Raw genomic sequence first — 21,540 nt, forward strand, 5'->3', positions numbered from 1 at the left:
CTCACTGTCCCAGAGGTAAAGGCCCTCCCCCCGCACCATCACGCGGGCGCCTTCAGCATTAAGGGCTTTTTGATCCAAGAACGCGTGGATATGGTGGGCCGCGTCGGACTTCTGGTAATCCTCGGTCTTGCGTTTCAAGTTAAGGGGTAGGTTCATGTCATTTATCTCTTGTTAGTTGTGACGCAAGGTGACAAACCCCTCAACGGAGTTTGCTCATGTAGCTTTCAAGGGGATCTTTGCCCAACACGCCCTGAGCTTCGGCCAGCGAGTCGATAAATAGGGCAAACAATTCAGACTGCGCACCGATATCGAGCTTGGTGTAAATGTGTTTGCGGTGGGACTTAATGGTGTCTTCAGACACCTCCAGCCGCTCGGCCAAGGAGCGCGTGGAATGACCGCGCAGGATCAACTGGGCGATCCGGCACTCGCGCTCGGTCAGCATCGATGAGCCGAAGTTATTGAGCGCCGAATGGATGCGCTGTTCCAGCGCGTTTTCAAACCGCGCTCCCTGAGCATCCAGGCCAACGAAATGCTTGCCCAGCAATGCCAGCACCCAGGGTGCGATGAGCTTGAATTGCTGGATCGTCGCCGCGTCGAGTTTTTGGGTGAACGCCAGCGAGACCGCTAGGCTCGAGCCGTTGCTCGATTGCAGGATATAATTGAGCTCATCCTCTAAGTGTGAGTGGCGGTAAAACGACTGGAAATACTCGCTGAGCTCGAAATGATCGGGGGCGACGTCGGCCAGGTCGTAACAGCCCGAGCCGACCCCTTCCACGCACGCACCATAAAAAGGATCAAGCAGATAAAATCCGGACAGGTACTGGCGGACATTGCCTTGGGGCAACCAAGGCCCATCCAGCTCGAATAATGCACTAGGTATGCCACCGTGTGGGTACAGGTACAGTGTGGTCGCCTGGATTGGCCATATGCAGCCCAGTGCTTCGAACAACGAGGCAGCAAATCCTACCTGGCCGATATTCTCGGTCACGCAGGCCATCTGCTTGAACCATTGGGAAGATAAAAGCCGATCATTGTCCATGCCCAAGACTCGCTCAAATAACTTCCAGAATGGTCCCACAGCCGTGCAGTGACCGAAATCACCCGATAGGGTGAGCCTGCATCCGATATTTATCCTCACTTCACAGCTTAATAATATTTTATTTATAACCCCCCCTTCCCCTAGCCTTGAAGTCATGCCAACGCCGAATCCAACTGCATGAAGCAAGGACAGAGACATGACTCAAGCAATAACAAAAACAGACACCCTGGTGGTGGGCGCCGGCCAAGCGGGCGTGGCCATGAGTGAGCATCTGAGCAAGCAAGGCGTGCCGCACCTGGTGCTGGAGCGCAGCCGCATCGCCGAGCGCTGGCGCACCGGGCGCTGGGATTCGCTGGTGGCCAACGGGCCGGCCTGGCATGACCGGTTTCCCGGCCTGGCATTCGACACCGTCGCCCCGGATGGCTTTGCGCCCAAAGAACAGGTGGCCGATTACTTTGTAGCCTATGCCCGCAAGTTCAATGCGCCGATCCGTACCGGTGTCGAGGTGCTGTCGGTTGTACGCAATATTGGCCGTCAAGGCTTCACCGTGCACACCAGCGAAGGCGTGATTGAGGCCAACCGCGTCGTGGCGGCGACCGGGCCGTTCCAGAAGCCGGTGATCCCGGCCATCGCGCCCACCGACACGGCGCTGCACCAGATCCACTCCGCCGACTATCGCAACCCTGCGCAACTGCCGGCCGGCGCCGTGCTGGTGGTGGGTGCGGGCTCGTCCGGTGTGCAGATCGCCGATGAATTGCAACGCTCTGGCCGCCAGGTGTACCTCTCGGTCGGGGCCCACGATCGCCCGCCCCGCGCCTACCGCAACCGCGACTTCTGCTGGTGGCTCGGCGTGCTGGGCGAATGGGACCAGGCGGCGATGAAGCCTGGCCGTGAGCACGTGACCATCGCGGTCAGCGGCGCCCACGGCGGCAAGACCATTGATTTTCGCGAGCTGGCCCAGCAAGGCATGGTCCTGGTCGGCCTGACGCAAGCGTTCAACGGCAGCGTCGCCTCGTTCCAGCCGAACCTGGTGGAAAACCTGGCGCGCGGCGATGAAAACTACCTGGCACTGCTGGATGCGGCGGATGCCTACATCGAGCGCAACGGCCTGGACTTGCCGCCGGAGCCCGAAGCGCGCCGTGTGTTCCCGGATGCGCAGTGCATCCAACAGCCGATCCTGGAACTGGACCTGGCCACGGCCGGTGTCACCACGATCATCTGGGCCACCGGTTTTGCGGTGGACTACAGCTGGTTGAACGTCGCGGCCTTCGACGCCGCCGGCAAGCCGCAGCACCAGCGCGGCGTGTCCAGCGAAGCGGGGATCTACTTTCTCGGCTTGCCGTGGCAGTCACGTCGCGGCTCGTCGTTTATCTGGGGGGTCTGGCACGACGCCAAGTACGTGGCCGACCACATCGCCATCCAACGGCAATACCTTGAATACCGCGAACCCGCCCCGCTGGCTCATCCCTCCCCTGTCAGCGCCTGATCCCTTTACCGCCGGAGTTTTTTCGATGCCCACTCACACTCGCATCCGCATGTTCAACACCAAGGTAACCTACCCCAACCAGAGCCTGGACAACGACCTGTGCCAGGCCGTGCGCGCCGGCAATACCGTGTACGTACGCGGCCAGGTCGGCACCGATTTCGACGGTAACCTGGTCGGCCTTGGCGACCCTCGCGCCCAGGCCGAACAAGCCATGAAAAACGTCAAGCAACTCTTGGAAGAAGCCGGCAGCGACCTCAGCCATATCGTCAAGACCACCACCTACCTGATCGACCCGCGCTACCGCGAGCCGGTGTACCAGGAAGTCGGCAAATGGCTCAAGGGCGTGTTCCCGATTTCCACCGGGCTGGTGGTGTCGGCCCTGGGCCAGCCACAGTGGTTGATGGAAATCGATGTGATCGCCGTTATTCCCGACTAAGGAGCAGGACATGACCTTTTCAATCGTCGGCCGTTGCGCCGAAACCGGCCAATTGGGCATCTCCATCAGTTCCTCGAGCATTGCCGTGGGCGCCCGTTGCCCGTGGCTGCGGCCCGGTGTGGGTGCGGTGTCGACGCAGAACATCACGCTGCCGGCGCTGGGCCCGGATGTGCTGGACTTGCTGGAACAGGGTCTCGCGCCCGCCGACGCTATCGACAAGGCCCTGACCCGCAACGGCTACAGCCAGTACCGGCAACTGACGGCGATCGATCACTTGGGCCGCAGCGTGCATTTCAGTGGCAGCGAAACCCTCGGCACCCACAACGCGGTGCCGGGCGAACAGTGCGTGGCGGCGGGCAATATGCTTGCCGACCGCGCGGTAGTCGAGGCGATGGTCGCGGCTTTTGAAAAAGGCGAAGGCCAATTGGCGGATCGCCTGCTGGCCGCGATGCACGCCGCCATCGCCGCCGGCGGCGAAGCCGGCCCGGTGCATTCCGCGGCGCTGGTGGTGGTGGGCGAGCTGACGTGGCCGATCATCAACCTGCGCGTGGACTGGGCCGATGACCAGCCTATCCGTGAACTGCAAAAACTCTGGGACGCCTACCGCCCGCAAGTGCAGGACTACATCGACCGCGCGCTCGCCCCGGACCGCTCGCCCGGCTACGGCGTGGCCGGAGACGAGCGATGAGCAGCAGCCGCAAACTGCTGCGCACGCTGGTGGGGTTTGACACCACCAGCCGCGAATCCAACCTGCAATTGATCGAGTTTGTGCGCGATTATCTGGCGGAGTTCGGGGTGGCGAGCGAGTTGGTGTTCAACGCCGAACGCAGCAAGGCCAACCTGTTTGCCAGTGTGGGCCCGGTGCAGGTGCCGGGCATTGTGCTGTCGGGGCATACCGATGTGGTGCCGGTGGATGGGCAGCCGTGGACAGTGCCGCCGTTCGCACTCACCGAACACGACGGCAAGCTGTTTGGCCGCGGCACGGCGGACATGAAGGGCTATATCGCCTGCGTGTTGGCGCTGGTGCCGGCGCTGGTCGAGGCCCCCTTGCGCATGCCGGTGCACATCGCCCTGTCTTACGACGAAGAGGTCGGCTGCCTGGGCGTGCGCTCGTTGCTCAAGGTGCTAGAAGACCGCCCCGTGAAGCCGCTGCTGTGCATCATCGGCGAACCGACCGAACTCAAACCGGTGCTCGGCCACAAGGGCAAGTTGGCGATGGGTTGCGATGTACAGGGCGAGGCGTGCCATTCGGCGTATGCGCCGTATGGGGTGAATGCGATTGAACGTGCCGCAGAGTTGATTGGTGAGCTGGGACGGATCGGGCAGCGGTTGCGGGAGACGCAGGATGCACGCTTTGATCCGCCCTTCAGCACGGTGCAGACCGGCGTGATCAGCGGCGGCAAGGCACTGAATATCGTCCCCGCCGATTGCCGGTTTGATTTTGAGGTGCGCGCATTGCCGGCCCAAGACCCCGGCGCGGTGGCGGACGAACTGAAGGCCTACGCCGAGCAGCATGTACTGCCGCGCATGCGGGCAGTGAGTGCGCAGAGCTCGATTCGTTTTACCGAGTTGTCGGCGTATCCCGGGTTGGTGACGGATGAGCGCAGCCAGGCGGCGGAGTTGATCGCAGCGTTTTGCGGCTCGCGGGAATTCGGCACGGTGGCGTTTGGCACTGAAGGCGGGTTGTTCGATGCGGTGGGCATTCCCACGGTGGTGTGCGGGCCGGGGAGCATGGACCAGGGGCATAAGCCGGATGAGTTTGTGGAACTGGAGCAGTTGGCGGGGTGTGATGCGATGCTGCGGCGGATGCTGAATTGGATTCGCGCCTGAACTGAACACTGAACCTGTGGGAGCCGGGCTTGCCCGCGATGGCCACAGGTATTTACACAATTTTCAAAGGCTGGCGAACTCCCCTGTTCACTGGGTTTCAGCGTCGAGCCAAAGTTGTGTAGATACCTATGCCGCGATGGCGGTGGGTCAGTTGCCAAAGAGGCTGACTGATACGCCGCCATCGCAGGCAAGCCAGCTCCCACAGAGGAACTTTATTGGCTGCGCGATTGCATTCCAGCCTCAGCCCAGCAGGCGGGCCAGTTCTTCGCGGTAATAACAGCGGCACAGACTAGCTCTAAATACAACTGACCTACGATCACAAAAAAGAATCCTATCCGTCACATTACTAATCATGGTTCCCTTGCCGACATACCCAACGGAGACTTTATGAATCATGGCCGCTGGCTACAAACTCGACGTCTAACTGCCAACCTCAGTTTACGGAGGAGGATAATAAGTGCGATATGGAGGCATCACCCCTCAATAATCGAAGTTACTGAGTACAAAGCCGCTCTTGTGCAGCGATATCCGATTGGGCTGGTAAGTGAGGCTGAAGTCGACGCTCTATTGGATAGTTGGCTACGTGGATAGCGCCAGTTTTTTTCACATTAATATTCAAAGAAATGTATCTATTGCCGTTCTGCAATCAACTCAGCCCCGACCTCCCATCGTTTATGATGAATATCATTCTGCGAGTTGGGTAATCGGTAATTTGAGTATTACCAATCTGAAGCGTCACACGTAGGGATGCTTTCAGTCAGCTCGATAGCCAAGTCGCATAGAGGAATCTAGAAAAGCAATTCTATATCCATTAGATGCCGTGGCAGTGCTGTCGTCTCGCAGATCTTTCTTGGTATGATCTTTTACCGATTGCCCACTCTCTCTTATGTGAGGCTGCGCAACGATTCAACCATAGTTCTTGGAAGTGATCGTGCCTTCTCGTATTCTGGATTTTCACCGCTATAGCTGGCTAAATTACCTCCTACGGAGCTAGAGCATGACATAGACTTGTCTGTTCGGCAAAGGCTCGAGTAAGTCTGGATACGGTTTTAAGCCAGAATCAATTCCTTAGTTGCTGCGAGCTAGACAGTGTTGCAGAACCTCTTATAACCTGAAACTCCATTGTTTCCAGCGCTGTAATTCGCAGCCTGACAAGGTAAATAGTGGATTCATCATATGCTATTCGCACCCAATCTTCGTCCGTTACTTTAGCACGCAGTATCCATTCCGCATCATCCGACGTCTTTTTCTTAGGCGCTCGAAGCTCAATGAAGCTGTCGCTCATGGATATGGACTCCGTACCTATCCGTTCTTGTATGCATATCTAAAGCAGGGGATCTTTGGCCAATGCATCGACCTTTGATCGTACAGTGTTTATCAATAGTATGGCCGACTTGGAAAGCTGAAGTAACGCACCAATACTTGCCGTGCCCGCTGCCTCTAGGCGATAAATCCATCGCTGTTAAATGGCCAGCCTCGGATTCAGACGGCTGCGCGTGTTTTATTCGTGGCCTGGCCCCATGATTCGCAACGACTCCATTTGGCTCGCCACCCAGCCCATGGACATGCGTGCTGGCACTGACACGGCACTGGCCAGGATAGTTGCCGTGCTCGGTGCGGCGAAGCCGCACTGTGCCTATCTCTTCGCCAACCGCATGAGGATGGTGTGCTCTAAACCTGGCTTTTAGCTGTGACAGGAGGACTGTCTTGGTAAAATCCACGCATGATTTCGTTGCCCGATCTCGACCAAATGCCCCCTGAACAACTGCGCTCGCTGGCTGCGCAATTGATTTCCAAGGTCAACACCATGGACAGAAAAATCCATCGTGATGAGGCGATCATCGAGCAGCTCACTCACGAGATTGCCATTCTGCACAAGTTCGCCAAACGCAGCGAGCGGATCAGTCCGGCGCAAGGCCGCTTGCTGGATGACCTACTCGATACCGACCTCGAACTGAATTAAAGCACTTCATCCCGCCCCCGCGCAGGCAGAAACACGTCAGCAACCCAAGCGCGCGCCGCTGCCGCCGCAGTTCCCGCGCCCTGTGATCCATCACGAGCCGGATAACACTCAGCGCGCTCGCGGCAACCAGCTTCAGCGCATCGGTGAAGACGTCAGCGAGAAGCTGGACTACACGCCCTGCGTGTTCACCGTCGAACAGCATGTTCGTGGGAAATGGGCCTGCCGGCAGTGCGAAATACTGATCCAGGCCCCCGTGCCGGCGCAGGTGATCGACAAGGGCATCCCCACTGCCGGCCTGCTGGCGCATGTGATGGTGGAAGTTCGCCGACCACCTGCCGCTGTATCGACAGGAAAAAATCTTCGGCCGTGCAGGCCTGGCTATCCCACGTTCGACCCTGGCGCAATGGGTGGGCCAAATCGGCGTGCAGCTTCAGCCCCTAGTTGATGCGCTGCGCGAAGTGGTGCTGGCCCAGCGCGTGGTTCACGCCGATGAAACGCCGGTACAAATGCTGGCGCCCGGCGAGAAGAAAACCCACCGAGCCTATGTCTGGGCCTACAGCACTACACCGTTCTCGGCACTCAAGGCCGTGGTTTACGACTTCAGCCCCAGCCGTGCCGGTGAACACGCACGCAACTTCCTGGGCATCTGGAACGGCAAGCTGGTCTGCGATGACTTCGCCGGCTACAAAGCCAGCTTCGAGCAGGGCATCACCGAAATCGGCTGCATGGCACATGCGCGCCGCAAGTTTTTCGACCTGCATGTAGCCAATAAAAGCCCGTTGGCGGAGCAAGCACTTCACCCGATTGGCGGGCTATACGAGGTCGAGCGACATGCCAAGGAAATGAGCGACGAAGGCCGTTGGCGATTACGCTAGGAAACGGCGTGTCCATCGCTGAAAAACTGCATGAGTGGATACTGGCTCAACGCGAACTTGTGCTCGAGGGGACTGCTACGGCCAAGACCCTGGATTACAGCCTAAAACGCTGGGTAGCGCTGGCGCGCTATCTAAAGAACGGTGCTGTGCCCATCGACAACAACCAGATCGAGAACTTGATCCGGCCGTGGGCGCTTGGGCGGTCGAACTGATTGTTTGCCGGATCGCTACGCTGCGGAAAGCGGGTGGTAGCGATCATAAGTCTAATCCAGTCGGCACGGATGAATGGGCACAGCCAAGTGAATTCGGTAAAACTAGAGTTACAAGCGTTCGAGATGGCTTTGAGGTGAGAAATATTTGTGGGAAAACTCACTATGCGAGAGGATTGAGTTTTAACTGCATGTATGCAAATTCACCGTTGATGAACGTCAGATGCAAGTTTAGATTTTCAAGGACTCGGTGGAAACCAAGACTAAATATAAGGTCCGACTCACGACTTCAACTGCCTACCCGGTAGCCACGAAGAAGCAATGATGGCTGAGGAGCTTCTGTCCAAAGTCATAAAAAACATAAACGAAAATCGGCTCAACATGTATTCAGCAATAGAATTTAGTTTCGTCATCTAGAGATCAGGCCTCCCATCGTTGCTGGCGCAGCGCGCAAGTGAGATTGAACAACTACTGCCGCACCAGTGGATGCGTGTCTGATGTGCGCAAGGTGAATTCCCTTTCAGTTTCGGCGAGCCGTGTACGTTCAAGATGATTTAGAAGATAGGCGTTGTTACACGCGAAACTGATTCATTAACTTCATCTGATGATTGGCTAGTGAATTGAGCTGACTGCTGATGTGTGCCGATTCAGTGGCTTGCTCTGTCAGTATCTCGGTAACGCTGCGTATTGCTGAAACGTTACGGTTGACCTCCTCAGCTACAGCGCTCTGTTCTTCGGCCGCACTGGCTATCTGCAAGTTCATGTCGCTGATTACCGTCACCGCATTGCGGATCTTTCCAAGCGCTTCAACGGCTTGTTGAATCTGCCCCGCGTTGCTTTGTGCCTGGTTCTGGCTGGAATACATGATTGTTACTACGCCCCTAGTACTCGTCTGAATGCGCTCGATGACGGTGCGAATCTCCTCGACCGAGTCCTGCGTTCTCTTGGCCAGGTTGCGCACCTCGTCGGCTACCACAGCAAAGCCTCGGCCACTTTCACCAGCGCGCGCCGCTTCGATAGCGGCGTTCAGCGCGAGCAAGTTAGTCTGTTCCGCAATACCGCGAATCACCTCAATTACCAAGCCAATTTGCTCGCTGTTAACAGCGAGGGTTTCCACTTCCGTCACTGCTCTGCTGACCTCATCGGCAAGATTGCTGATGTCGAGGGTGCTACGTTCAATGATGGTCACTCCTTCCTGAGCCGCCTGATCGGCGCCCCTCGCGGCATGTGCTGCGTTTGAAGCGCTGCTAGCGACATCATGCGCAGTCGCGCTCATTTCATTGGAAGCGGTTGCCACTTGATCAATTTCACGGAACTGTACTTGCATACCTTCGCTGGTTAGCCGAGCAACTTCCGAAGACTGAGCTGCGGTGCTGCGTGCATCTGTGATGCTTTGTCTGATCTGGGCAACGGTCGGCTGTAGCTTGTCCAGAAAACGGTTGAACCAATTTACAAGCTCTCCAAGTTCGTCCTTCTTAGTGTAGTGCAGCCGTTGCGTCAGGTCTCCATCGCCAGTGGCAATTGCTTTGAGAGTATTGGCAACAATATTGATGGGCCTAGTCACACCGGAAGCCGAAAGCCACATCAACAGCAGCCCAAGCACACCGGCACCGATGGCAGAGAGCAATGATTTGAGTGTGCCACTGGTTTGTGCATTGTTAAGCAAGGTCTGAAGCTTTAAAGAATCGGCGAGCAGAACTTGTTTGGGTAAATCAATCGATACCCCCCATGTGGGCGATTGCGGAACTGGGCTGAAGGGGTAGACCGCACGGATCGAGTTATTATTAGTGAGTAATTCAGCCGCATTATTTTCAAGTGTTTTCATGATGCTCTTGCCCTCTTCACCAAGAGCGTCGCCAATGTTCTTGGCGACTTGGCTTGCGTCGGCACTATAAGCCGCGAGGATTCCGCTGGCAGACACAATCAGCACGTGGCCTGATCCATCAAACAGTTCTTTGTGAGCGCCAGTGGCGGATACTTGCAGCGAATCCAGAGAGATATCCACGCCAATTACGCCAATGACTTTACCATCAGCCATCAAGGGCACGGAAAGCGTTGTCATCAGTTGCAGCTTTCCTACCTGAAGATCGGCATAAGGAGGCATGAGGCAAGAGTGCCGAGTGTCGCGGGGACAGGTATACCACCTGTTATAGGGAACTCCACTAATGCTGAGTTCGGTTTTTTGCAAGTCACTTTCCGGAATCAAAATATTTACAGCTTGACCGCTGCCACGGTTCCAGGAACTGGCAAAGCGCCCTCTCTCATTCGAGGCGCGAGCCACATCGTCAACAAACTCGCTGTCCCTGCCGTCCAAGGCATCAGGCTCATAAGCCGCCCAAATTGCCATCACGTTTGGGTTATGCTCAAAAACCGTTTTCAGATTTTGATTGAGCTCTTCGCGAAGAGCCGCTGGTGACAGGGCGCGCCGATTTGAGATGTTGCGTAAATCATTGGCTTGACCGGCTGCGGTGTTGATCAACAATAGGCCGGCGTCGAAGGTTCTTTGCAGCCTTGCGGCTTGCTCTGCGGCCCTGGCCAGCAGCAGCTTCTCAGTGCTCTCTGTCAGCATCTTACTACTTGAGGCACCGATTAAATGGTTGTTCTGGCTGCTTTGAAACAGGTTCATGCCGACGATCAGGCCGATTACGCCGAGTAAGCACAAGCCGGATAAGATTACGATTTTCAAGCGGATAGAGAGTGCAGTGAGCATATGGCTACCTAAAAGGAATGGCTTGTAGATCGTTTAGTCCGTTGTTCATACTCGTTAACTTTCCTGTCATTTCGTTGTCGGCCTCAATGATATTTTCATGAGGCCAAGATCAAGCAATAATGATGGCCAACTGACGACTGGTAGCTTCATGCAGTTCCATGGCGGTCTTTCGGATGCAAGCATCGAGTCATTTTTTCCGATAAGCGGGTTGGAGATATTACGCTAATAGCCATGGCAAGCTGCGAGTCAGGATGAGTACGTTTATGTAATTCGCTATTCGGTGCTAGAGCGAGTTTTTGTTGTAGGCTGATCATGTGCAGTTGACGCGGAGAGATAAATTAGTAATTTTGTTGCTATAGACCTTAAAAAATAGTGCTCGCTTGCACGTCGGAAAGTCGCCTTGCACGGAGATGTCAGCGGAGACCGGTTCGCAAGGGCCGGGTCGAACAAATAGCTTGGCGCTGCGGAAATAGTGAAGAAGCGAAGCCAAGGGAAACACGATAGGCCTCCCGCCCCAGACACAGAGCCGGATCAGTTGCGAGTCGATAAGACTTGAAGCTGTACGTGAAGCAGCCTGAATGCCTGGTCCGCGTCAGGTAAGTGGCTCAAGGTTTTTCAGGCGCTGGTGGCTAAACCGGACATGGAATGGATTTTCATTGATGGCAGCTATGCCAAGGCCCACCAGCACAGTGCAGGTGCTGCCGGTGGCAAGGATGAGGCAGTAGGGAAAGCCGAGCCCGCAACACCAGCATGATCCACTTGACTGTAGATGCCCGCAGACTGCCAATCGCGGTTGAAGTCACTGGAGGCCAGATCAACGATCTGTGCGCCCAGGCGTACGCGCTGATTGCCAAGGTAGCTGCCGCAGAAATAATCATTGCGGACAAAAGCTATGACAGTGAGGTCATCGGGAACACGTTGAACAGCAAGGTGCCAAAGCTGTAATTCCGGGAAAGCGCAACTCCGCGAAAGGCAACGCGGATCTGGATAGAAGGCTTTATCGCAACCGGCCTTTGGTAGAAAACGCCTTCGCCCGGCTGGAGCATTACCGGGCGGTCGCATCTCGCTTCGACAAGCTCAAGCGAAATTAAGAAGGCGTAGTGGCTATGGCCTGCGTCTTCCTATGGCTACCCATGTGAAACGGGAACAGCCTCTAGTGTGCTGTTCTCGAAAAACTTTTCTTAGATCTTGGCTATACGCTCATTCAGCACTTGGGGGAACGCAAGTGAACGCCCGAGTGATTCTGCTGGCAGCTCAAGATTGTTCGCGGATAGAAACCGCTCTCTTGACCAATTTCTCACTCACAACAATCACCCGTTGGTGCCTGGGCTTTCAAACGCTACGATTGGATGGTTTGCTCGACAAGCCGGGGCATGGGTGCACACGTCCTAGCTGGCTGAAGCTGTATATCGTGGCAAAATCGCGTCAGCGGCAACACTCGTACTGAAGTGGAGTCAATCATCCGGGTCTCCAGATCAATTATTCCATGCTCGTTGAGCTTGAAGTAAGCCGCTGGAGCATCTAGTCAAACGCTTTGCGATTGCGCCAGTCACGAAAGCGTTGATAAACGGTTGACTATGAACCAACGCGTTCAGGCATATCGCACCAAGCAGCGCCAGAGCAGAGCACCCGAAGGACGCCGTTGAGCATCAAGCGATCATCTATTCGTGGGCGCCCGCTGCGGCGGGGCTCATAGGAGATATCTGCACGCAAATCCCAGGCTGCGTCGGGGAGTTCGTACAGTTTGGCCATCGTGGACTCCCGCCTTTATGGTCACGGACCTTTACTGAATATCGAGGCCCGCGGACGCCAAAATGGCTTCCGCTGATTTCGTAGAGTTCCTAGCAAAAAAATACACTAACTAAAACCAACAAATGGTGAGAGTAACATATTTAAAATTCCAATTATTTATTAAAATTCGACTACCCAAATCTTTAATTGATGTTCTGCCGAAAATATTCTACCTGCAACTTAAAACCTTCAAGCTGCAATAAGCATTGAGAGAACAAAGTCGAAAAAAGGCTTCCCTCGACTTCGCTTCCTACTAAATCGACCTCTTCAGCTATCATATTTAGACAGGTATCGATTTTATTCGAAAGAAGACTCAACTCCTTAAAAGCTAAATCTCTCATACTATCAATTTCTACAGCCAAAATGTAAAGCTGACCCTCTAAGCTTTCTAGGCCTGATTTATCAAAATTACGGACATCACGGGCCAGAACAGACATTTTCTGTTCAGTGAGCCGTATCGTCTGGATAAGCCCGGCAACGGACTTAAGAATCACCTCTTGACTCTCCTTAAGCACTTGAATTGACTCAATTAATCTATATTGCATCTCAACAATTCCCTCTTGTTTTTTATTGTAACTATAGTCCCAGAGCTACCATCCCTAAAAAATGCCACCATAAAAAATCATCGTTTGCTCCGATTGTTTTGCCAGCCTTCATGCACACAAACTCAGTCGTTCATAGCAAAGTACACATCAATGTCTTACTTTAAATCTCTTTGTGGCGGTACAGGGAATACATATAATTCGACGTAACGTAACGAGTATCGAAGGAACAACAACAAAAAATTTTATCAGGAACCCTGCCTTATCTAAGGATGCTTGCAAATCAGCATTGAGAGAATGTCCATCCTGAGCATTATTTGATATATAACCAATCCCAAACCATCACCGGCCTCTTACACGGGGGAGAATCATCTCGGACAGACACCAGCTTAGTGATCATCCGCATTTAAAAATGCAAAGCTATAATCTGATTGGTTAATTTTTTACCGACTCTATTTATTCCAGCGAAATTAACAGTAATTGCAAAGGCTGGACATCATTATCACCCGTTCACTTTCGAATTATCAACAAACCACATCGGCAACCCGTAATCCATAGAGGTATCAGCGTGGCTAAGAATTACTTATTTTAATATAAGCAGAAGAAACCTTTTAAATTACTATTGCGAAAGCAACGTTCTGGACGTTCAAACCTTGAATTTTGCAACCAGTCGACTTAGCTCAACGGCTAAGCTAGAAAGTTCAGCACTGGCCACAGACGTCTGTCGTGAACCTGCCGCCGACTGGATAGAAAGATCGCGTATGCTGACCAAATTTGCGTCAACTTGCCTTGCGACCTGCGACTGTTCTTCAGAGGCTGTTGCTATCTGTACATTACGGTCGTTGATATGCTCAATCGACTCAGTTATTTCCGCGAGTGCTAATCCCGCCGACTGAGCCAGCGCTAACGTTTTGCCTGCTTGATGGCTAGTTTGGTTCATGGACGTTACTGCGTCAGTAGAACTCGTCTGAATGGTGAGAATCATTTTTTCAATTTCGCTTGTCGACAACTGGGTGCGATGAGCAAGCGCCCTAACTTCATCAGCCACCACGGCAAACCCTCGGCCAGCCTCCCCGGCACGCGCAGCCTCAATCGCGGCATTAAGCGCTAGCAGATTAGTTTGCTGGGCGACTGAGCGGATGACATCAAGCACTCCACTAATATCCGTTGCCATCTCTGCTAGACCGCGCACGTTAACCGAGGTCGACTCAACGTTATCTACCATGATATTAATCGCAACCACCGTCTCATTTACCTTACCTCTACCGGCGATTGCCGTCTCTGCAGTGCTCGAGGCTGCACTGGAGGCCTCCGCTGCATTACTCGCAACTTCGTCCACGGCCGAACTCATCTCGTTCACTGCGGTCGCCGCCATCTCTATTTCATTATTCTGACGAATTAATCCCTGAGAGGCGTCTTCCGTGACGGCATGCATTTCCTCTGCAGTTGCTGCTAATTGGGTTGAAGAATCACCTATCTGAATAATGGCACTACGCAGATTACCCTGCATTTTTGATAACGCGTCAAGGAGTCGCCCCATTTCATCAGTACCATCAGGGTATATATCATGACTAAAATCGTTAGTCGCAATACGTTCAGCAATCATTAGGGACTTGCGCAATGGAGTCGTTATGCTTTTGGTATAGAACCAGGCTAGAGTGATAGTAGCGATTAAAGAAACAATAATGAATGAGCTGGCCAAAACTATCATTCGATTATAAGCTTCTTCGGCTTCGTCGCCAGCCGCTTCCGCCTTCATGTCATTAACTTTTTTCAACGCCTCAATATTCCCTGCAACAATACGAGAGGCATTTCTTACTTCGCTATTCGTAAAGTTAATCGCCTCGCTGAAATTCTTGGCATCTATCAAAGCCATATACTTCACTTGAATATTATTGAATTTCTCGAATGATTCCGCAAGACTATTAATTGCGGCCAGGCCTTCGGGCGTGACGATAAGATGAGATAAGCTATCCATGCTTTGCTGGATCAACAATTGAGATCTAATTAGATCTTTCTTGTCGCCCGCTCTTACGGAATCATCCTCGCCTGCATTACGTAATTTACTGTTGCTATTACGCACACTTACAAATTCGCGATCAAGTACACCTAAGACTTTGAAGCTAGGAATAATATTCGTCTCTATCTTTTTTTCAGCACTATTCAAAATCGAAGCCTGCTGTATTGCAAAAATTCCTAGCAAGACGATTAGAATGCAAAAAAAACCAAAACAGAGCGCAGAACGAGCAGCTAATTTCAATTTTCGTAAACTCACGGCACGCACCTCAAGATTAGGATATAATTATTATTTCGGCCAATTATTAAAACACTTTAGCCTCAAAGAAATTTTTCGACGACCAATACCCCTGCATAGGATGCTGTCTTATAGGAAAATCCTGAAAAAGACTTCCTGATTTGGCAAAATCCCCGGACACCAATTGCCAAGTTTTTCAATAAAGCAAATGACCTTCGTCGATGCCGAGTGAGCCGGGAAGCGCAAGCAGACTCTAAAGAATTGCTCATATCGAGATGGATTGTGTCATGCAAATGTTCCAGCAGCGCCGTCCCTGCGCTGCTGCAGGCTAATATTGCAGTCGGGCATTGAGCAGTAACAGAGTGCCGTCATTGCCGGCCTGGTTGGCGTAATCCTCTACGCGCAGCAGGCTGCCTTTGAAGGAAAGCGGCAGCATAGGCAGGTCGTAGCGAAAAAAGGCTTCATACTCCATGTGGTGCCCGTCGGGCTTGAGGCTCAGGTCGACACTTTTCCAGGCCACGCTGTTGTCGGCATTGAGGCCGGTGGGCAGCTGAGTTGATAGCGTGCTGTTCTTAAGACGCAACGGCTGGTAGGCGAGGGCCCCGACTTGTAGCCCCTTGGCTGGTTGAACGTTGATGCCTAGGGTGAAGCTATTACTGATCAAGGTACTGCCCTCGGCCCAGCCTTTGCCGCGCACCTGGCTGCGCCCGCTGTTATAGCGTCCATAGACCTGCCAATGCTCGCTCAATGGCATGCTCAGGTTTAGGCCGTGGAACAGGGTACGGGTATTTCCACCGCCGAGCAGGGTCTCGCTCTGCGAGCCGAGCAGGCGCTGTTGCTCGTTGAGCACACCCATCTGCCAGCTGGCGACCACACCGTTGTCAGCCATGTACGCAAGTTCGGTCTGTATGCTCTGTTGCTTTTCGCTGGCAGGCTTGTCGGCAAAGCGCTCGGCGGCTCGTGCCGTTTGGACTTGCACGCTGCTCTGCCATTGCTGGCCTATTTTCTGGTGCAGACCGACTCCACTGGCCTGTTCGCCCTGACTCAGATAGGGATTGCTCAGCGCGCCGGTGACACTGGTGTTGGCCAAGTTAGGTTGCAGGCGAGCCAGGCCCTGGTTCCATGACGGGTCGCTATTCACCGTGGCGCTGAATGCGACCTGAGGGCTTACGGTCTGCCAGGAATGAATCTGGCCGACAGCATCCAGCCCGGAGCCTTCACTACCGGCACTGTAATCGATGGTCAGACCGTCTTTGCTGGAATAGCGCTGCATGTTGCCTTGCTGTTCCAGGCGGCCAAGGTAGTCGCCGGTATCAATACGCGAATATTGGTCGTCCCGCTTGCTCGCCAGGAGATCACCTTTGACCACGAATGGCGTGTCGAGACTGTCCTTCAGCACCAGATCGACCTTGGCCAGCGATGCCCTTACGGCGTCGCCCATGACCGAGCTTTCGGCAATCGCCGAGCGGCTCGAGGCGATGATTTCGCCGCTGCTGGTCTCGACCATCAACATGCCGATGGGCTCGCTGGCAGCACGCAGATCCATTACCCCTTGGCCGTAGATATCCTGGTCGGCGTACGCGCCCTGTTTATTCGCTGAGGTCAGCAGGCGTTGCACGATCTGCTTAGGGGACAGTGTGGGAAAAAGTTCCATCAGAACCGCCAGGCCGCCACTAACCTGGGGCGCGGCGATCGAAGTACCGGCCACCTCGCGGACGCCCCCGTTCTCTGACACAGGAATCTGCCAGGGCGCGGCAATGCACCATTCCTTGGCTGCACCACAACGGTTCGAGCCACCGGCGATATTTCCGGTAGTGGTGGTCCAAGTATCGACCCCGGCCACCGCCAGCCACTGGCCTTTCAGCCCAGGCACATCCAGTGGCATCAGCGCCTGTGCGCTAGGTTGCGCCAAGCCCTGGTTGCCAGTCCCGAAGACATAAATAATGCCAGTATCGACGCCGCGCTGATAAATAGGGCCAGCCTGGTATTTTCTGTGCTCGATGCTCCAATCTGCAACCCAACTATTATTAGACACCTTCGTCCCATACTGGATTTCCCGACTGACACGGTCGTGGTCGCTGAGAATCAGGCTGCCATTGCCGCCCATCGCGATGAGGGGGAGCAATTTTGCTCCATAGGCAACGCCATGAGTGGATATGCCATTGCGCTCGGCCGCAGCAGCCTTAGCCACTAACGTGCCATGCTCGGAGGTGTCGCGCATTGCTTCGCCATTATCGCGTACATGATTGCCGCCGGGAGCTATTTGGTTACGCAGTTCAACATCGTTAATGTCTAAACCCGTGTCGTTAATGGAGATTATTACACCCTTGCCGCTGGCACCTCGTGCGTAAGCGTATTCAACACCCATTGCCCTCAAGTGACGGCCATTGTTGAATTCCGTGCTACGAAAGTCTTCCGGTTGCGGCTTGGGTTGGAGAACCGGTGGCGGCTCGGGTTCGGGCGTCGGCTCGGGTTCGGGCGTCGGCTCGGGTTTAGGGGTTGGTTCGGGTTCGGGCTTTGGTTGCGGCACGGGAGCCGGTTCGGGATGGTTAGGTGCCTCTGTGTGGCTCCCGCGCCCACTGCTGCCCCCCGACTGAGCATGAATTGCTTTAGACGCCGCGGCTGTGATAACGGTGCCGACCACCACCATGCCGGTCTTGCTCTTGAGCCAGCTAGCGACTTCTTTATCACTGGCCTTCGATATATCTGCCAGCATTCGCTGTCGTTGTGGAGACGCATCCTGAGCGAGAAAACGGATCAGATCTTCGCGATAATCGGGGAAAATCTCCAGCGTCGGCACAAGTTGCAGGCGCAGAGCCGCGTCCGGCAGTTCATAAAGCCGCACGAACTCACGGGCAATTTCGGGCATCAGGTGTTGAGGCGGCTGCGGCGCAGCACAGGCACCGCTCACGCCGCCCCCCCCCAGTACGGCGGTGAGCACCAACGCCAGGGAACTATTTGTCAGCCCCATTTTTTCGCCGTTACACATTGCCGCCACCTCATGGGTGGAGTTTCGAGAAAAGTCCGGAGCAAGGCTCGATCCATTTGATAGAACGCAGGTGTTAATAATATTTTTCACTGACGCGGCAGCTCCCAGTTGTATCTCTGCAAAAAAATCATTCGATACCCCAATGGGCCAGCGACGGACTCGAGCGCAATGCCAAGCATCCACTGAAGAGCGTGAGTCAGAATAGCGATATAAAAAGGTTGATTGTTAGCATGTAATCTGGCAGGCAAGAAGTTTAATAGATCAAAAACAACCCTGGATAGCAGTTTTTTTGTTGGCAACAACAATAAAAAATATATTCACCATTAGCTTCACTCTTCATAATTCAGTAATAATTAATCGTGATACTCGGGGGCGAAAATTTTCAGATCAATCCACAGTTCGATTACCCTACTTGCAGGCGTTGGCGCGTTGCTGCAGTAGCAGCGCTGCTGATACAGGTTTACTAGCGGGGCAACAGACTCAGCAGACAATGTAGTCTCGCACCCGAACGCTGATAGAGCGGATGATTGAACGCCGTTTGGTTGCATTCAGCCAACTCCAATCCAGCTGAATGCAAGCCCAACTCCAATTGCCACTTTTGATTGCTGCCGATATCGTTCGCGTCAGCGCTCTATCTGGCAAGACTGGTCAGCCAATCGTAAGCCTGACACGTGCCGAATTAATCGATATAGCTCGAGAAAGCCTAAATGAAAATGCGTTTGGCGAACATGTGTGTGAATTCTTTCAAGGCGCTAGAAGATATTGCTGAACAGTAATTCGTTTATCTGGGACTGAGGTTCGAACGAGAGAATCCAAACATCCTTACGCGGCTCGGGAAGAACAAATGGGCTATGGGCCCACGCATCCAATACCACAACACCTAACTCTTGATCACTGATTTCAGGGCTGGTATGGCGCTCGACACCCTGTAGATCAGCTCGACTATTCCGATAGCTAGAATAAGTTTTAACGCGAATAAATTTCTCAATGTTTCCTGCATCCGCCCAAGTTGTTTTCACAACATCGTTCATCTTAATTCACCTTGGTAATTTTTAACGTAATGCCTTTACTCTGTTTATGCTGAGCTTGTTCTGCGCGGCACAGTCGCGAAGGGAAAGCATGCTTGTACCGGAAGATAGGCGACCCATGGTGATCGCATCGGAAATTTCATCGGCCAAGCGTCTGTAGAGATATGATCGCTCAACGGACTGCTTTCGGTCGGTCGTTCAGCATCTATGAAATAACGCGTGGTTCAGAGAACAGCCGCACCAGACGGATATCGGCTCGGGCGGCTAGCCAACGCTCATTTGCGAACTAGCTATGAGACAGAAGTAGCAGCATCCCTCACCGCCCCTGGCGTAAGTCCGCACCACTTGCGGAAAGCACGGTTGAATGCGGCTTCAGAACTATAGTTAGAGCGCTCAGCGATTATCGCAATACTCAGCGTTGTCTCAGTCAACATCTCGCTGGCCCGAGCCAGGCGTACGTGTGAGACGAAGTGCCGCGGCGACATACCGACCGAGGCCGTGAAGCGGCTGTTTAGCGCCGAGCGGCAAATATGGGCGATCTCGACCAAGTCGTGTAAATCCCAGTCCTTGTGAGGTTCCTTGAGCACTGCCGAAATTACCCGAGCGACAGCGGGATCGGCCAGTCCCTTGTAGATAGGCCCCGTATTCGATTGTGAAGTGGCCTCCTTCAAAGCAATGGTCAGCAACGCCTCGGCTAGGCGGATAGCAGCAGGTTGGGTGACGTACTGGCTGGCTCGCTGCACATCGAGCTCTTCGTGGATAGCATTGAGAAATGAACGATGCTTGTCGGCAAACCCCTTGAGCAGCATCGGCCCCGGCAAGCCGTTGATCAGAGCGCCTGAGGTTTGCTTGTCGACGAACATGATGACCATGCGCAGCTCGAACAACTCACCGCCGCCGCCATAGTTCACCTGCTGATTGAGCAAAAGACCAAGTGAAGGTTGGCCTTGGGCGTCTGTTACATGAGGCTCCACCTGCTTGGCCATTAGGTCACGAATGTCGATGCAAGGCGTATGCTCCGGCGCCATGATTCTATGGTGTGTGTGAAAGGGCAGTACCAGCATGTCGCCCTGGCAGAAACTCATGGGCTCCACCGGCGCGTCGAAAGAAACGATGCACTGTCCTCGGTGGGCCTCGTAGATCACGAAGGTGTCCGCCCCGTAACGGACATCTACACCAAAGGGAGCGGTCAGATTGGCATAGCCCGGCACGGCAGCGGACAGTCGAATGGAGCGCAGGAGATGATCGAATGCTTCCGAAGGCAGGTAACGCGCCGGATTGGAAAGCGACCACATGACCTCGTCGCGGTACTTGAAGAGTCCTTGATCAAGCGTTATCGGATCCTGAGCAATAGCATTGGCTAGCTGAGACATACGCTTTCTCCGGCTGCGACAGCAGCGAGGCATCAAGTGCCTGTTTATTATTGTTACCTCAAACTAACGCACCGCCGCAAGGGCGTCCATCAGCTTTATCAGCGATACGCCCCTCTGATGTCCATGGATAAGTCGCCAGGCACGCGCACGGCAAAGCCGGCGACTATGGCACCGGCTTTGTCGAAAAACGTGGCGCAGATGGCCTCAGAAGACTTTCCACCCCATGATCATCACCAGGCTGTAACCCGAGAAAGTGTTTTCTGCATCGTAGTTGGCGGCCGCCTTTACCTTGAGCTGGCTACCGAGGCTCGGCAGGAACACGCTGACCACCGGACCGACGGAGCCTGACGAAAACTTGCTGTCATTGGTTCGCAGCCCATTGGGCAGCTTGTCACCTTCGATCTGCTTGGCTTGCTGTCCAGCAAGGCCTACCTGCCAATTTCCATAACGCTCGGTAATAGCCCAGTCCAGATCGACCACTGTCCCGGCGTCGAAATCGGTGTCACGGTTTTTCTGCGGCATCGAGTAGAACAGCCGAGCACTGAATTCGGTGCCATCGCCCCCCAACGAATACTTCGGACCGGTCAGGTAGCTCACGGCCAGGTTCGGCGAAACGATCCAGGTATTACCACCAGTATTGACCGGTTCGTGCTTGTCATAACGCCCCGTGGGCATGGTAATGCCAAGGCCACCACCGACGGTCAAGCCGTAGGGCAACGGTGCCAGTCCGGCGTTACCCGCCTCACCGCCGCCTAAGTATTTGCTCCAGAAAAACACGTCGCTGTAGATATCGGCGGTGCCCCAACTGCAATGGCGCTCACCAAAACGAATGCAGCGGCGACCGTAGCCGAACTGTGCCGAGGTAGCGATGTTGCCGCCGAAGATCTTGGTGTCGTAGACGTAGTTGAATCCGACCACGCCCGCCGACGCATCGAAACCGGTGTCGAGCGGCACCTTGTCACCGTTGACGTCCCGAAAGTCGTCGGAGGTCACGCCGATGTAACCGGCGCCCATA

General features: G+C 54.2%; 13 protein-coding genes and 5 pseudogenes. 7 read left to right on the plus strand and 11 right to left on the minus strand.

What is annotated here, in order from left to right; all coding sequences use genetic code 11:
* Together AOA60_RS34125 and AOA60_RS31350 are read right to left on the minus strand one after the other, a co-directional pair.
* A pseudogene (locus AOA60_RS34125) lies at window positions 1–156 on the minus strand (aspartate aminotransferase family protein); the annotation flags it as partial.
* Between the two features lie 43 nt (window positions 157–199).
* Window positions 200–1,039 carry a helix-turn-helix transcriptional regulator gene (locus AOA60_RS31350; RefSeq protein WP_099587576.1) on the minus strand — a complete coding sequence of 280 codons (840 nt, stop codon included), beginning with the start codon at window positions 1,037–1,039 and terminating at the stop codon, window positions 200–202.
* Between the two features lie 196 nt (window positions 1,040–1,235).
* On the opposite strand from AOA60_RS31350, the gene AOA60_RS31355 reads away from it, so the two are divergent.
* Genes AOA60_RS31355 through argE form a run of 4 tightly spaced genes read left to right on the plus strand, consistent with a single transcriptional unit; the run spans window position 1,236 to window position 4,791 of the window.
* Window positions 1,236–2,525: an NAD(P)/FAD-dependent oxidoreductase gene (locus AOA60_RS31355; protein ID WP_099587577.1), complete on the plus strand. Its 1,290-nt coding sequence runs from the start codon at window positions 1,236–1,238 to the stop codon at window positions 2,523–2,525.
* A 25-nt stretch (window positions 2,526–2,550) separates the two neighbouring features.
* A complete protein-coding gene (locus AOA60_RS31360; protein WP_099587578.1) occupies window positions 2,551–2,961 on the plus strand; it encodes a RidA family protein in 411 nt (136 codons plus the stop codon).
* Window positions 2,962–2,971: 10 nt separating this feature from the next.
* Window positions 2,972–3,649: a DUF1028 domain-containing protein gene (locus AOA60_RS31365; protein WP_099587579.1), complete on the plus strand. Its 678-nt coding sequence runs from the start codon at window positions 2,972–2,974 to the stop codon at window positions 3,647–3,649.
* The gene (gene argE / locus AOA60_RS31370; RefSeq protein WP_099587580.1) at window positions 3,646–4,791 is read left to right on the plus strand and encodes an acetylornithine deacetylase; all 1,146 of its coding nucleotides are present in this window, start codon (window positions 3,646–3,648) and stop codon (window positions 4,789–4,791) included. Before AOA60_RS31365 ends, argE begins: the two co-directional genes overlap by 4 nt.
* A gap of 1,060 nt (window positions 4,792–5,851) precedes the next feature.
* Here the strand turns inward: argE and AOA60_RS31375 are convergent.
* Entirely contained in the window at window positions 5,852–6,076 is a 225-nt protein-coding gene (locus tag AOA60_RS31375) for a hypothetical protein (RefSeq protein WP_099587581.1), read from the minus strand.
* Window positions 6,077–6,514: 438 nt separating this feature from the next.
* On the opposite strand from AOA60_RS31375, the pseudogene AOA60_RS31385 reads away from it, so the two are divergent.
* A pseudogene (locus tag AOA60_RS31385) lies at window positions 6,515–7,922 on the plus strand (IS66 family transposase); the annotation flags it as partial.
* Window positions 7,923–8,409: 487 nt separating this feature from the next.
* Here AOA60_RS31385 and AOA60_RS31390 read toward each other — a convergent pair.
* On the minus strand, window positions 8,410–10,548 hold the full coding sequence (locus AOA60_RS31390) for a methyl-accepting chemotaxis protein (protein WP_099587582.1): 2,139 nt from the start codon (window positions 10,546–10,548) through the stop codon (window positions 8,410–8,412).
* A gap of 577 nt (window positions 10,549–11,125) precedes the next feature.
* Here AOA60_RS31390 and AOA60_RS31395 point away from each other — a divergent pair.
* A pseudogene (locus tag AOA60_RS31395) lies at window positions 11,126–11,639 on the plus strand (IS5 family transposase); the annotation flags it as partial.
* Window positions 11,640–11,779: 140 nt separating this feature from the next.
* Window positions 11,780–11,947: pseudogene (locus tag AOA60_RS34130) on the plus strand (helix-turn-helix domain-containing protein); the annotation flags it as partial.
* Window positions 11,948–11,986: 39 nt separating this feature from the next.
* On the opposite strand, the pseudogene AOA60_RS34135 reads toward AOA60_RS34130, so the two are convergent.
* The 7 genes and pseudogenes from AOA60_RS34135 to AOA60_RS31440 all read right to left on the minus strand — a co-directional run.
* Window positions 11,987–12,300, minus strand: a pseudogene (locus tag AOA60_RS34135) (transposase); the annotation flags it as partial.
* 182 nt (window positions 12,301–12,482) lie between these two features.
* Window positions 12,483–12,884 (minus strand): hypothetical protein, encoded by a 402-nt coding sequence (locus AOA60_RS31405; protein WP_099587583.1) that lies wholly within the window; start codon window positions 12,882–12,884, stop codon window positions 12,483–12,485.
* Window positions 12,885–13,527: 643 nt separating this feature from the next.
* On the minus strand, window positions 13,528–15,156 hold the full coding sequence (locus AOA60_RS31410) for a methyl-accepting chemotaxis protein (RefSeq protein ID WP_099587584.1): 1,629 nt from the start codon (window positions 15,154–15,156) through the stop codon (window positions 13,528–13,530).
* A 307-nt stretch (window positions 15,157–15,463) separates the two neighbouring features.
* Window positions 15,464–18,214 carry a S8 family peptidase gene (locus AOA60_RS31415; protein WP_158235086.1) on the minus strand — a complete coding sequence of 917 codons (2,751 nt, stop codon included), beginning with the start codon at window positions 18,212–18,214 and terminating at the stop codon, window positions 15,464–15,466.
* Between the two features lie 662 nt (window positions 18,215–18,876).
* Window positions 18,877–19,155 (minus strand): hypothetical protein, encoded by a 279-nt coding sequence (locus AOA60_RS31430; RefSeq protein WP_256592911.1) that lies wholly within the window; start codon window positions 19,153–19,155, stop codon window positions 18,877–18,879.
* A gap of 287 nt (window positions 19,156–19,442) precedes the next feature.
* On the minus strand, window positions 19,443–20,525 hold the full coding sequence (locus AOA60_RS31435) for an AraC family transcriptional regulator (RefSeq protein ID WP_158235087.1): 1,083 nt from the start codon (window positions 20,523–20,525) through the stop codon (window positions 19,443–19,445).
* Between the two features lie 204 nt (window positions 20,526–20,729).
* Window positions 20,730–21,539 (minus strand): transporter, encoded by an 810-nt coding sequence (locus AOA60_RS31440; protein ID WP_158235088.1) that lies wholly within the window; start codon window positions 21,537–21,539, stop codon window positions 20,730–20,732.
* Window position 21,540 lies beyond the last annotated feature (1 nt).

It is taken from the genome of Pseudomonas sp. 2822-17, assembly GCF_002742485.1.
Lineage (GTDB): Bacteria > Pseudomonadota > Gammaproteobacteria > Pseudomonadales > Pseudomonadaceae > Aquipseudomonas > Aquipseudomonas cyclaminis.

Coding starts and splice junctions, on each gene's coding strand:
- AOA60_RS31365 (WP_099587579.1), top strand. CDS start 2,972: ATGACCTTTTCAATCGTCGGCCGTTGCGCCGAAACCGGCCAATTGGGC.
- AOA60_RS31355 (WP_099587577.1), top strand. CDS start 1,236: ATGACTCAAGCAATAACAAAAACAGACACCCTGGTGGTGGGCGCCGGC.
- AOA60_RS31375 (WP_099587581.1), bottom strand. CDS start 6,076: ATGAGCGACAGCTTCATTGAGCTTCGAGCGCCTAAGAAAAAGACGTCG.
- argE (WP_099587580.1), top strand. CDS start 3,646: ATGAGCAGCAGCCGCAAACTGCTGCGCACGCTGGTGGGGTTTGACACC.
- AOA60_RS31405 (WP_099587583.1), bottom strand. CDS start 12,884: ATGCAATATAGATTAATTGAGTCAATTCAAGTGCTTAAGGAGAGTCAA.
- AOA60_RS31430 (WP_256592911.1), bottom strand. CDS start 19,155: ATGAACGATGTTGTGAAAACAACTTGGGCGGATGCAGGAAACATTGAG.
- AOA60_RS31435 (WP_158235087.1), bottom strand. CDS start 20,525: ATGTCTCAGCTAGCCAATGCTATTGCTCAGGATCCGATAACGCTTGAT.
- AOA60_RS31390 (WP_099587582.1), bottom strand. CDS start 10,548: ATGCTCACTGCACTCTCTATCCGCTTGAAAATCGTAATCTTATCCGGC.
- AOA60_RS31350 (WP_099587576.1), bottom strand. CDS start 1,039: ATGGACAATGATCGGCTTTTATCTTCCCAATGGTTCAAGCAGATGGCC.
- AOA60_RS31360 (WP_099587578.1), top strand. CDS start 2,551: ATGCCCACTCACACTCGCATCCGCATGTTCAACACCAAGGTAACCTAC.
- AOA60_RS31440 (WP_158235088.1), bottom strand. CDS start 21,539: ATGGGCGCCGGTTACATCGGCGTGACCTCCGACGACTTTCGGGACGTC.